This is a genomic window from Streptomyces zaomyceticus (genome assembly GCF_014656215.1).
In the GTDB taxonomy this organism is placed as follows: domain Bacteria; phylum Actinomycetota; class Actinomycetes; order Streptomycetales; family Streptomycetaceae; genus Streptomyces; species Streptomyces zaomyceticus.
In genome coordinates, this window is record NZ_BNBZ01000021.1 from 49,545 (window position 1) to 61,548 (window position 12,004).

Consider the following 12,004-nt stretch of genomic DNA (forward strand, 5'->3'; position numbering starts at 1 on the left):
GAGGCCCCTGGACAAAGGCGCGAACGCGCCACTCCGGCACGGTCCCGGCCCCAAGTGAGCCTTACCTCACAGGACCGCGCCCCGGACCGCGTTCTACGCTGGAGGGCGCACTGCCAACGGAGGCGGTGCGACGTCTTGCCGAGTGAGGAATGGCCCCCATGCCAGAGTTTGCGTACTCCGATCTGCTCCCCCTGGGAGAGGACACCACGCCCTACCGCCTGGTGACCTCCGAAGGTGTCTCCACCTTCGAGGCCGACGGCCGTACGTTCCTCAAGGTCGAGCCGGAGGCGCTGCGCACGCTGGCCGCCGAGGCGATCCACGACATCCAGCACTTCCTGCGCCCGGCCCACCTGGCCCAGCTCCGCCGGATCATCGACGACCCCGAGGCCTCCTCGAACGACAAGTTCGTCGCGCTCGACCTCCTCAAGAACGCGAACATCGCCGCCGCCGGCGTCCTGCCCATGTGCCAGGACACCGGCACCGCGATCGTCATGGGCAAGCGCGGCCAGAACGTGCTGACCCCGGGCCGCGACGAGGAGGCCCTGTCGAAGGGCATCTACGACGCGTACACCAAGCTGAACCTGCGGTACTCGCAGATGGCCCCGGTGACCATGTGGGAGGAGAAGAACACCGGCTCGAACCTGCCCGCGCAGATCGAGCTGTACGCGACCGACGGCGGCGCGTACAAGTTCCTCTTCATGGCCAAGGGCGGCGGCTCCGCCAACAAGTCCTTCCTCTACCAGGAGACGAAGGCCGTCCTCAACGAGGCGAGCATGATGAAGTTCCTGGAGGAGAAGATCCGTTCGCTCGGTACCGCGGCCTGCCCGCCGTACCACCTGGCGATCGTCGTCGGCGGCACCTCCGCCGAGTTCGCGCTCAAGACCGCGAAGTACGCCTCCGCGCACTACCTGGACGAGCTGCCCTCCGAGGGCTCCGCCGAGACCGGCCACGGCTTCCGTGACAAGGAGCTGGAGGAGAAGGTCTTCGAGCTGACGCAGAGGATCGGCATCGGCGCGCAGTTCGGCGGCAAGTACTTCTGCCACGACGTCCGCGTCGTCCGCCTCCCGCGCCACGGCGCCTCGCTGCCCGTCGCCATCGCCGTCTCCTGCTCGGCGGACCGCCAGGCCGTCGCCAAGATCACCGCCGAGGGCGTCTTCCTGGAGCAGCTGGAGACCGACCCGGCGCGCTTCCTGCCGGACACCACCGACGAGCACCTGTCGGAGGAGGCCGACGTCGTCACCATCGACCTGAACCAGCCGATGGACGACATCCTCGCCGAGCTGACCAAGTACCCGGTCAAGACCCGGCTCTCGCTCAACGGCCCGCTGGTCGTGGCGCGTGACATCGCGCACGCCAAGATCAAGGAGCGGCTGGACGCGGGCGAGGAGATGCCGCAGTACCTGAAGGACCACCCGGTCTACTACGCGGGCCCCGCGAAGACCCCCGAGGGCTACGCCTCCGGTTCCTTCGGTCCGACCACGGCCGGCCGGATGGACTCGTACGTGGAGCAGTTCCAGGCGGCGGGCGGCTCGAAGGTCATGCTGGCCAAGGGCAACCGCTCGCAGCAGGTCACGAACGCCTGCGGCAGCCACGGCGGCTTCTACCTCGGCTCGATCGGCGGCCCGGCGGCGCGTCTCGCGCAGGACTGCATCAAGAAGGTCGAGGTCGTCGAGTACGAGGAGCTCGGCATGGAGGCGGTCTGGAAGATCGAGGTCGAGGACTTCCCGGCGTTCATCGTGGTGGACGACAAGGGCAACGACTTCTTCCAGAACCCGGCCCCCGAGCCGACGTTCACGCACATCCCGGTGCGGGGTCCCGGTCTCGGCTGATCACCCGGCGCCTGACGTCCGCCCCTCGGTCCTCCGGACCGGGGGGCTTCGTCGTCCGCTCAGAAAGTTGCTACCGACCGGTAGCCAACTCGTTGCCTCCTGTCCAGTATTGAGCGCGAGCATGCCAAAGTCCTGAGCTGGTCGACCAAGGAGCCCCCCATGCCCGTCACGCCCTTCCGCAGGCGCGCCGCCGCCGGAACCACCGCCACGCTCGCGCTGACCGCCCTCCTCGTCGTCGGCCCCGCGCCCACCGCCTCCGCCTCCGACCCGGACCGGCACAGCACGTCGACCGCGGCCTTCAAGGACGTCGACTACGCGACCTGGCTCCGCGATGTGGCGGCCGTCGTCGCCGAGGCCCGCCCGTACATCGAGGAGCGGTCGGAGAACGCCGGGCGCGAGAAGCAGGCGATCGTCCTCGACATCGACAACAGCTCCCTGGAGACGGACTTCCACCCGTTCTGGGAGCTTCCGACGCCCGCCATCGCCGATGTGCGCGACCTCGTCCGGGACGCCCACGGGCGCGGGGTGGACGTCTTCTTCGTGACCGCCCGCCCGGGCATCATCCACTCCCTGACCGACTGGAACCTGAAGAAGGCCGGCTACCCGGTCGACGGTCTGTACGTGCGCTCGCTGCCCGATCTCTTCGCCGAGGTCAGCGCGTACAAGACGGAGAAGCGCGCGGAGATCGAGGCCAAGGGCTACACGATCATCGCGAACATCGGCAACAACACCACCGACCTGGTCGGCGGCCACGCCGAGCGCACGTTCAAGCTCCCGGACTACGGCGGCAAGCTCTCCTGACCGGAGGCCCGGAAGGTCCCGGAGGCCCGGGAGCCCCGCCGGTCGGATTCCGGGGCTCCCGCTAGCGGGTGATGTGGAACTCCAGCCTGGAGAAGTCCCCGTCCGGGGTCGAGCGAATGGTGCCGCGCGCGTCCTTGAAGTCGCCGGTCCCACCGGTGACGGCGATGTCGAACGCGGCCTGCTCCTCGGCGTCCGGGTCGACCGACAGCAGGGTCTGCCCCATGATCTGCCCGCCGGGTCCGCCGTTCAGCACGAAAGTGCCCACGCACACCAGGTCGTTGGGGCTGCCGGTGCGGACCACGGTGCAGGTCACGCCGTCCCGGCCGACCTTGTCGCCGCCCTTGGACCTGAAGAGGTCGTCGGCGAAGGCGAACGAGTCCCCGAGCTCGGGCGGCGGCGCGGTCGTGTCGCCGCCCTGATCGGTCGGGACCTCCTGGGCGTAGAGCGTGAACTCGAAACCCTCGGCCGCGGACGCGGGGACGGCGGCGACGGCGGAGAAGGCACCGGCGGCCACGGCGGTGACCCCGAGCACGCCGACCCTCCTGAAGCTACGGAACATGTCCTGCCTCCTGCGGGGAGTCCCCCTTCGGATCTTCGGACCTGCTTCACATTGTGCGACGGCCACCCCGGATACGCCCGTCCGGTGGACGGCCGGCCCGCCACTACGCTGACGCGCATGAGACACCCGATACGACCCCTGGCCCCCGCAGCCGCGGCCCTGGCGGCCGGGCTGCTGCTCGCCGGCTGCGCCGACGCCGAGCCGATGCCCGAGGTCACGCAGGGCGCCCGGCCCACGGCGGCGCCCACCGCGAAGGCGCCCGCGGCCGCCGCGTCCCGTGCGACCGTCGGTGGTCCCGGGACGGCCTGCGCGCTGCCCGTCGCGTTCGCGGTGGCGGAGAAGTGGACGCCGAAGGCCGTCGAGGACCCCGAGAACCCGGAGTTCGCGGCCCTCACGCGCCAGGGTCCGGCGACGGTTCGCTGCGAGGTGGACGCGAAGCCGGCCGGGCACGTGGGCTATCTGCGGGTGTGGACGGCCGGAAAGGGGCCTGCCAGGACGGCGCTCGAAGGGTTCGTGAAGGCCGCGCAGAACACCTCCGGGGTCACCTACAAGGAGAGCGGGTCCGGCGCGGGGCCCGTCACCGAGGTGACGTACACCGTCTACAACAAGCTCATGGAGGAGTCGAAGGAGGAGCGGGCCTTCGCCGTCGCGACCCCGAAGGGGACGGTGATCGTGCACCTCGGCGGGCTCGACACCGCGGAGCACCGGGCGATGGTCCCCGCCTACGAGCTGGCCCGGACCACGCTCAAGGCGCTCTGAGGCGGTACCCGCGCCGAGGACGGCCGGCCGTGGTCCCGCTCGGGCGAGGCCGGCCTTGCTCCCGGCCCCGGAGACGGCCGTGGTCCCGCCCCGAACACGGCCGTGGCCCCGGCCTCGGAGACGGCCGTGGCCCCCGTCCGATCCCGGACGGGGGCCACGGCGTTCCTCGACGGCGCGCGGGCTACGCGAACTTCTGGTTCGCCGAGCCGTCGCAGGCCTGGAGCCGGATCGGCTGCCGCGCCGCGCTCTGGCTGAGGCAGAGGCCCGTCGCGTCGGCGGGCCGGAGCGTGGCGCCGTCCCGGACGAACTTCTGGTTGGCGCCGCCGTGGCAGTTCCAGATGATGAGGGCCCTGCCCGCCTGGTAGCCGGACGCGGGGACGTCCAGGCAGCGGTCCTGGGTGAGCTGGGTGTGGACGGTCCGGCGGGTGGAGTCGTACCACCAGCCCTGGTTGCGGCCGCCGTGGCAGTCCCAGCCGAGGACACCGGTGTCGTTGGCCGAGGAGGCCGCCTCGACGTCCAGACAGTCGCCGGTCGCCTGGTTCTTCAGGGGCTTGTACACGTCGTCCCAGGCCAGCGGGAAGAGGGTCGGCGTGCCCGAGGAGTTCACATCGGCACAACTCGCCTCACGTGAGCCGGAGTTGTAGATCTGGGTGAGGCAGGACGCGAAGGCGGCGTGCCCCCGCGCGTTGGGGTGGAAGGACTGCCGCACCGAGTTCGCGTCCGGGGTGCCCGGCTTGGAGAGGTCGATGTAGAGGCCTCGGGCCCAGGTGTCCTCCATGCAGACCTCGTGGCCGTGGAAGAGCCGGGAGTTGTCGAGGTAGACGGCCCCGGTGGAGGCGGCGGCCGCGCGCATTCCGCGTTCGAAGGCGGGGACGGCGGTGTTGCGGCCCCACACGGTGTCGGAGTCGTAGCCGAGTCCGCCGCAGACCAGCTTCCCCGGGAAGTCGGGGTTGTCGTGGAAGTCGGGGCCGATGGGGCTGGGGTAGCCCATGAGGACGAGCTTGTAGTCACCGTCGGCGTATCCGGCGTCGCGCATGACGCTCTTGAGGTCGCGCACGGTCTGCTCGACCTTGGGGACGAGGCCGTCGACGCGGGACTGCCAGCCCGGGGCGTACTTGGGCTCGCAGGTGCCCTGGAGCAGCAGGTAGCGCTGGACGCAGTCGGTCATGACGGGTCCGAACTGCAGGTCGTCGTTGGCTCCGGCGACGAGCAGGACCATCTTGATGCGGGTGTTGCGCGCCTTGACGGCCAGGTTGTCGCTCTGGACGAGCTCGTCGGCGTACTGCTTCGAGCCGCCGATCCGGATGTTGCCGGTGTACGCGCCGGAGCAGGACACGTTGAACGTGAGGTCCGCGGGGATCCCGGTGCGGTGGATGGCGGCGTCGGGCGAACGGTGGCACCAGTTGGTGGGGCCGTTGGTGGGGGGCTCGTACGTACCGACGCCCTCGCCGGAGATCTCGCTGTCGCCGAGGGAGATCAGCCCGGTCCTGCGCTGGGCAAGGGGGCGCTCCTCGGGGCTGCCGTAGATCCTGGTGGCCTCGGCGGCCCGGATCGCCTCCAGCTCGGGCGGGAGCGGGACGGCGGCGGTGACGGCCGCGGTGCCGACGGTGCCGGTGCCGGCCGCGCCGGCGGGGGCGGCCGCGGTCATCGTGCCGAGTGCGGCGGCGGCCGCGGCGACGGCGGCTATGGGCCAGCGGAGTCTGTACCTGGTGCGCCTCATTGCGCCTCCTGGAAGTGGGGTTACCCACGGTTTTTACTGGCCGGTACGCGTGATGGGAATACATCGAACAAGACAAGTGCTCATCTTTTTCGGGGGGGTTCGGGGCGCCCCCCGACGGGCACGGCGTGGAAGGTTGGAGCACATGAACGACACAGACCAGGCGGACGGCTACCGGATCGAGCACGACTCCATGGGCGAGGTACGGGTCCCCGCCCACGCCAAATGGAGGGCCCAGACCCAACGGGCGGTGGAGAACTTCCCGGTCTCCGGGCAGCGCCTGGAGCGCGCCCACATCGAGGCCCTGGCCCGGATCAAGGCCGCCGCCGCCCAGGTCAACGCGGAGCTCGGGGTGATCGACAAGGACCGCGCGGAGGCCATCGTCTCGGCGGCGGCCGAGGTCGCCGAGGGGCGCTGGGACGAGCACTTCCCGGTGGACGTCTTCCAGACCGGCTCGGGCACCTCGTCCAACATGAACACCAACGAGGTGATCGCCACCCTCGCCACCGAGCGGCTCCCCGAGGGGCGCGAGGTCCACCCCAACGACCATGTGAACGCCTCGCAGTCCTCCAACGACGTCTTCCCCTCCTCCATCCACATCGCGGCCACCAGCGCCGTCACCCGCGACCTGATCCCCGCCCTCGAGCATCTGGCCGCCTCCCTGGAGCGAAAATCGGCCGAATTCGCGACGGTCGTGAAGTCCGGCCGCACGCACCTGATGGACGCCACCCCGGTCACCCTCGGCCAGGAGTTCGGCGGCTACGCGGCGCAGGTCGCGTACGGCGTCGAGCGGCTGCGCTCCGCCCTCCCCCGGCTCGCCGAACTCCCCCTCGGCGGTACGGCGGTGGGCACCGGCATCAACACCCCGGCCGGCTTCTCGGCGACCGTCATCGCGGCGGTCTCGCGCGCGACCGGCCTGCCGCTCACCGAGGCCCGTGACCACTTCGAGGCACAGGGCGCCCGCGACGCCCTGGTGGAGACGTCCGGGCAGCTCCGCACCGTCGCCGTCTCTCTCACCAAGATCGCCAACGATCTGCGCTGGATGGCCAGCGGGCCGCGGACGGGCCTCGCCGAGATCAACCTCCCCGACCTCCAGCCCGGCTCGTCGATCATGCCGGGCAAGGTGAACCCGGTGATCCCCGAGGCGGTCCTGATGGTCGCCGCGCAGGTGACCGGAAACGACACCACGGTGGCGGTGGCGGGCGCGGCCGGGAACTTCGAGCTCAACGTCATGCTGCCGGTGATGGCGAAGAACCTCCTGGAGTCCGTACGGCTGCTCGCCAACGCCTCCCGGCTGCTCGCCGACCGCACGGTGGACGGGATCACCGCCAACGTCGAGCGGGCCCGCGAGTACGCCGAGTCCTCGCCTTCGGTGGTCACCCCGCTGAACAAGTACATCGGCTACGAGGAAGCGGCCAAGGTCGCCAAGAAGTCCCTCGCCGAGCGGAAGACCATCCGCGAGGTGGTGCTCGAGTCCGGGTACGTGGAGCGCGGCGACCTGACGGTCGAGCAGCTGGACGAGGCGCTGGACGTCCTGCGCATGACCCGCCCGTAGCCCGGACCCGCGGGTGCGTCCCCGGGGCCCGGGAACGCACCCGCCGGGACGGCGGTGGGCGCCCGGCCGTCGGCGCCCCGCCCACGTGACCGGCCCTCGGCGACCCGCCCACGTGACCGATCGTCGGCGACCCGCCCACGCGACCGGCCGTGGGCAACCCGCCGTGAGCGACCCACCGGGGTGACCGGCCATGGCGACCGTACGCAAGTGACCGACGGGTAGTGACCGGCCGGTAGCCGACTCATCCGTGACCTGTGCCGCAGCGGTCGTGGGAGCGCGCCCCTAAGATCTGCGCATGACAGGATCGGGCGGCTCCCAGCACTGGGCGCCTGGGGATCACATCCTCTGGCGCTATCGCGGCAACGGCACCGGAGAGGTGCACATCTGCCGACCCGTGACGGTCGTCCAGGACACCCCCGAGCTGCTCGCCGTCTGGATGGCCCCCGGCACGGAGTGCGTCCGCCCCGTGCTCACCGACGGCACGCCCGTCCACGAGGAGCCGCTCGCCACCCGCTACACCGCCCCGCGCACCACCGAGCGCGCGGAGTGGTCCGGCAGCGGGGTCCTGAAGCTGGCGAGACCAGGCGAACCGTGGTCGGTGTGGCTGTTCTGGGAACGGGGCTGGCGCTTCCGCAGCTGGTACGTGAACCTGGAGGAGCCGCGGGTCCGGTGGTCCGGCGGTTTCGACTCCGAGGACCATTTCCTCGACATCTCCGTCTACCCCGACCGCAGCTGGCTGTGGCGCGACGAGGACGAGTTCGCGCAGGCCCAACGGTCCGGGCTGATGGGCCCGGAGCAGGCCGCGCGGGTGCGCGCGGCGGGACGGCTGGCGGTGGAGCGGATCAAGGAGTGGGGGGCGCCGTTCGCGGACGGCTGGGAGGACTGGCGACCCGATCCGGCATGGCGGGTGCCGGAGCTGCCGGCCGACTGGGACCGCACTCCGGCGCACACGGCACCGTGAGACCCTTGATGCGCCCCCGGGGGGCAAACGTAGGATCGTCCTCCGCACGGCGGAGGCGGACCCGACGGCACGTCGGACCGACCGGACAGCACGTCAACGACCGAACGCAGCGCAGGACCTGACCAGAAGTCATCCACGAGGGGGAGAGCAGTGCCGGACGTCTGCCCGGGTGTTCCCACCCCCGCTGGTGCCGCAACCCGCAGAGCCTCCACATCCGCTGCACACAAGGGGTTTAGCCCCGCCGAAGGCGCGGCATCGGCGAGAAGAGCGAGTGCATCGCACCACCGGCCCGGACAGACGGAATCCCACGCGTGACGGAGCATCCCACCTCCCACGAAGGCCGGCAGCCCCTGGCTGCCCGGTCGCAGGAACGCGCGCGCCCTCGCCAGGAGGCGGCCGCCGGCCTGCCCTCCGACGTGCCCGGCACGGCGGGCGGACCGGCGGCCCCCGCGGCCCCCGGTGCGGACGCACCCCCGCTGCCGCCGCCCGCGTCCCCCGGCGGCCCCGGAGCCATGGCCGTGGCCGTGACCCCGCAGCATCCCGGCGGCAGCAGGAGCGGTGACCCCGTCGCGCGGCGCGAGGGCGAGCGGCTCCGGTTCGTCGGGGCGGCGACCCGGCGCATCGCGCGCGGCATCGACCTGGACGAGATCGTGCTGGGTCTGTGCCGGGCGACGGTGCCGACCTTCTCCGACGAGATCCTGGTCTACCTCCGTGACCCGCTGCCGGTGGGCGACGAGCGCCCGGTGGCGCCGTTCGTGCTGCGGCTGCGCCGTACGGACCGGCTCCGGTTAAGCGATCTGGAGGGCGAGGAGCTCGTCCTCGTACCCGATCCCGATCCGACCCCCGCGGCCGAACTCTGCGAGGTGCGGTCCGGCGGGGCGCTGGCCGAGGTGCTGCGCGGGGTGCGGCCGGTGTTCGGCGACTCCGCCGCCGCCAAGACGGCGCTGGCCGAGCTGCTCGGCCCGGAGCACCCGCTGCCCGGCGGGCTGCGCGCGGTCCTGGCGCCGCTGCGCGGCCGGCGCCGGGTGATCGGCGCCGCCGTGTTCCTGCGCCGCCCCGAGCGGGCAGGTTTCGAGCCGAACGACCTCCTGGTCGCGGCGCAGCTGGCCACGCACACCGCGCTCGGCATCGACAAGGCCGTCCTGTACGGCCGTGAGGCGTACATCGCGGACGAGCTCCAGCGGACGATGCTGCCGGACTCGCTGCCGCAGCCGACCGGCGTGAAGCTCGCCTCGCGCTATCTGCCGGCGGCCGAGACGGCCCGGGTGGGCGGCGACTGGTACGACGCGATCCCGCTGCCCGGCAGCCGGGTCGCCCTGGTCGTCGGCGACGTGATGGGTCACTCGATGACCTCGGCGGCGATCATGGGCCAGTTGCGCACCACCGCGCAGACCCTGGCCGGGCTTGACCTGCCGCCGCAGGAGGTCCTGCACCATCTGGACGAGCAGGCCCAGCGGCTCGGCGAGAACCGGATGGCGACCTGTATGTACGCGGTGTACGACCCGGTCTCGCACCGGATCACCGTGGCCAACGCGGGCCATCCGCCGCCGATACTGCTCCACCTGGGCGGCCGTGCCGAGGTGCTGCGGGTGCCGCCGGGCGCGCCCATCGGCGTGGGCGGCGTGGACTTCGAGGCGGTCGAGCTGGACGCCCCGGCCGGTGCCACCCTGCTGCTGTACACGGACGGTCTGGTCGAGTCCCGGCTGCGGGACGTGTGGACGGGCATCGAGCAGCTGCGGGAGCGCCTGGCGGCGACCGCGCAGCTGACCGGCCCGGACCACTCGCCGCCCCTGGAGGCGCTCTGCGACGACGTCCTGGACATGCTGGGGCCGGGTGACCGGGACGACGACATCGCGCTGCTCGCGGCCCGTTTCGACGGGATCGCGCCGAGCGACGTGGCGTACTGGTTCCTGGAACCGGAGGACGCGGCCCCGGGCCGCGCCCGGCGGCTCGCCCGGCGGGCGCTGGCCCGCTGGGACCTGGAGGAGCTGACGGACTCGGTCGAGCTGCTGATCAGCGAGGTCGTGACGAACGCCGTGCGGTACGCGGAGCGGCCGGTGACGCTGCGGCTGCTGCGGACGGACGTGCTGCGCTGCGAGGTCGGCGACGACTCCCCGCAGCTGCCCCGGCAGCGGCGGGCGCGGGACACCGACGAGGGCGGGCGCGGGCTCTTCCTGGTGAACCGGCTGGCGAGGCGCTGGGGTGCCACGCGTCTCTCGGGCGGCAAGGTGGTCTGGTTCGAGCTGGCCACCACCCGTAGCTGAGGGCCGCCGCCCCGCGGGCATCCGCGGGGCAGCGGTTGCCGACCTCCCGTCGGCGGAGTTGACTTCTGTGGTGGACGCGGCGATCTGACCAGTTCCCCCACCGACGGGAGGACGCTCGTGACCTACACGACGAACAACGCCGGGAACCCGGTCGAGAGCGACGAACACTCGCTCACGGTCGGGCCCGACGGCCCCATCCTGCTCCAGGACCACTATCTGATCGAGAAGATGGCCCAGTTCAACCGCGAACGGGTCCCCGAGCGTGTGGTGCACGCCAAGGGCTCCGGCGCGTACGGCTTCTTCGAAGTGACGAACGACGTCAGTCAGTTCACCCGGGCGGTGCTCTTCCAGCCGGGTGCGCGGACGGAGATGCTGGCCCGTTTCTCCACGGTGGCGGGCGAGCAGGGCTCTCCCGACACCTGGCGGGACCCACGCGGTTTCGCCCTGAAGTTCTACACCGACCAGGGCAATTACGATCTCGTCGGCAACAACACCCCGGTCTTCTTCGTCCGGGACACGATCAAGTTCCAGGACTTCATCCGCTCGCAGAAGCGCCATCCGGTGACCGGGCTGCGCGACCACGACATGCAGTGGGACTTCTGGACGCTGTCTCCGGAGTCCGCGCACCAGGTGACCTGGCTGATGGGCGACCGCGGCGTCCCGAAGACGTACCGGCACATGAACGGCTACGGCTCCCACACGTATATGTGGATCAACGCCGGCGGTGAGCGTTTCTGGGTGAAGTACCACTTCACCACCGACCAGGGCATCGAGTTCCTCACCCAGTCGGAGGCCGACGAGCTCGCCGGTACGGACGGGGATGTGCACCGCCGTGATCTGTACGAGTCGATCGAGTCCGGCGACGCGCCCTCCTGGACCCTCAAGGTCCAGGTGATGCCCTTCGAGGAGGCGGCGGACTACCGCTTCAACCCCTTCGACCTGACCAAGGTGTGGCCGCACGGCGACTACCCGCTGATCGAGGTCGGGCGGATGACCCTGGACAGGAACCCCGAGGACTTCTTCGTCCATATCGAGCAGGCCGCCTTCGAGCCCTCGAACATGGTGCCGGGCATCGGCCCGTCGCCGGACAAGATGCTTCTCGGGCGGCTCTTCTCCTACCCGGACACCCACCGGTACCGGATCGGCCCGAACTACGCGCAGCTGCCGCCGAACCGGCCCCGCTCCCCCGTGCACTCGTACGCGAAGGACGGGGCGATGCGGTACGAGGCCTCGACGGCGGCCCGGCCGTACGCGCCGAACTCGTACGGCGGACCGGATGCCGACTACGGGCGCTTCGGCGAGCCGGCGGGCTGGGAGGCCACCGGTGAGCTGGTGCGCGAGGCGTACCGGCTCCACGCGGAGGACGACGACTGGGGGCAGCCGGGCACCCTGGTCCGTGAGGTCCTGGACGACGCGGCCCGCGACCGGCTGGTGTCGAACATCGGCGGTCATCTGAAGGACGGGGTGAGCGCGCCGGTCCTGGAGCGGGCCGTGCAGTACTGGCGGAACGTGGACGGGGACCTGGGCGACCGGGTCGCGAAGGAGGTCGGGGGCTGACC

The 12,004-nt window shown here is 71.5% G+C and carries 9 protein-coding genes; 7 read left to right on the forward strand and 2 right to left on the reverse strand.

The features are described from left to right. The first annotated feature begins 158 nt into the window (after positions 1 to 158). Together IE311_RS24900 and IE311_RS24905 are read left to right on the forward strand one after the other, a co-directional pair. Positions 159 to 1,829, forward strand: coding sequence for a fumarate hydratase (locus IE311_RS24900; protein WP_189834028.1), 1,671 nt, complete (start codon positions 159 to 161; stop codon positions 1,827 to 1,829). Between the two features lie 159 nt (positions 1,830 to 1,988). Further along, complete coding sequence (locus IE311_RS24905) at positions 1,989 to 2,630, forward strand: HAD family acid phosphatase (RefSeq protein WP_189834029.1); 642 nt, start codon at positions 1,989 to 1,991, stop codon at positions 2,628 to 2,630. Between the two features lie 61 nt (positions 2,631 to 2,691). Here the strand turns inward: IE311_RS24905 and IE311_RS24910 are convergent, their stop codons facing one another. After that, a complete protein-coding gene (locus tag IE311_RS24910) occupies positions 2,692 to 3,189 on the reverse strand; it encodes a hypothetical protein (RefSeq protein ID WP_189834030.1) in 498 nt (165 codons plus the stop codon). A 117-nt stretch (positions 3,190 to 3,306) separates the two neighbouring features. Here IE311_RS24910 and IE311_RS24915 point away from each other — a divergent pair, with 117 nt between their 5' ends. Then, positions 3,307 to 3,948 (forward strand): lipoprotein, encoded by a 642-nt coding sequence (locus IE311_RS24915; protein WP_189834031.1) that lies wholly within the window; start codon positions 3,307 to 3,309, stop codon positions 3,946 to 3,948. A 181-nt stretch (positions 3,949 to 4,129) separates the two neighbouring features. Here the strand turns inward: IE311_RS24915 and IE311_RS24920 are convergent, their stop codons facing one another. Further along, positions 4,130 to 5,668 (reverse strand): ricin-type beta-trefoil lectin domain protein, encoded by a 1,539-nt coding sequence (locus IE311_RS24920; RefSeq protein WP_189834032.1) that lies wholly within the window; start codon positions 5,666 to 5,668, stop codon positions 4,130 to 4,132. A gap of 142 nt (positions 5,669 to 5,810) precedes the next feature. Here IE311_RS24920 and IE311_RS24925 point away from each other — a divergent pair, with 142 nt between their 5' ends. From IE311_RS24925 to IE311_RS24940, 4 genes are all read left to right on the forward strand, one after another. Continuing rightward, positions 5,811 to 7,220 carry a class II fumarate hydratase gene (locus IE311_RS24925; protein WP_189834033.1) on the forward strand — a complete coding sequence of 470 codons (1,410 nt, stop codon included), beginning with the start codon at positions 5,811 to 5,813 and terminating at the stop codon, positions 7,218 to 7,220. Between the two features lie 295 nt (positions 7,221 to 7,515). Continuing rightward, positions 7,516 to 8,181, forward strand: a complete 666-nt coding sequence (fomD, locus tag IE311_RS24930) for a cytidylyl-2-hydroxypropylphosphonate hydrolase (protein ID WP_189834034.1) — start codon at positions 7,516 to 7,518, stop codon at positions 8,179 to 8,181. Between the two features lie 311 nt (positions 8,182 to 8,492). Continuing rightward, a complete protein-coding gene (locus IE311_RS24935) occupies positions 8,493 to 10,445 on the forward strand; it encodes an ATP-binding SpoIIE family protein phosphatase (RefSeq protein WP_189834035.1) in 1,953 nt (650 codons plus the stop codon). A 117-nt stretch (positions 10,446 to 10,562) separates the two neighbouring features. Continuing rightward, positions 10,563 to 12,002 (forward strand): catalase, encoded by a 1,440-nt coding sequence (locus IE311_RS24940; RefSeq protein WP_189834036.1) that lies wholly within the window; start codon positions 10,563 to 10,565, stop codon positions 12,000 to 12,002. The last annotated feature ends 2 nt before the right edge of the window (positions 12,003 to 12,004 follow it).

Excerpts from the sequence above, each read along its gene's own strand:
- IE311_RS24910 (WP_189834030.1), bottom strand. The coding sequence starts at position 3,189 with ATGTTCCGTAGCTTCAGGAGGGTCGGCGTGCTCGGGGTCACCGCCGTG.
- IE311_RS24900 (WP_189834028.1), top strand. The coding sequence starts at position 159 with ATGCCAGAGTTTGCGTACTCCGATCTGCTCCCCCTGGGAGAGGACACC.
- fomD (WP_189834034.1), top strand. The coding sequence starts at position 7,516 with ATGACAGGATCGGGCGGCTCCCAGCACTGGGCGCCTGGGGATCACATC.
- IE311_RS24915 (WP_189834031.1), top strand. The coding sequence starts at position 3,307 with ATGAGACACCCGATACGACCCCTGGCCCCCGCAGCCGCGGCCCTGGCG.
- IE311_RS24905 (WP_189834029.1), top strand. The coding sequence starts at position 1,989 with ATGCCCGTCACGCCCTTCCGCAGGCGCGCCGCCGCCGGAACCACCGCC.
- IE311_RS24920 (WP_189834032.1), bottom strand. The coding sequence starts at position 5,668 with ATGAGGCGCACCAGGTACAGACTCCGCTGGCCCATAGCCGCCGTCGCC.
- IE311_RS24925 (WP_189834033.1), top strand. The coding sequence starts at position 5,811 with ATGAACGACACAGACCAGGCGGACGGCTACCGGATCGAGCACGACTCC.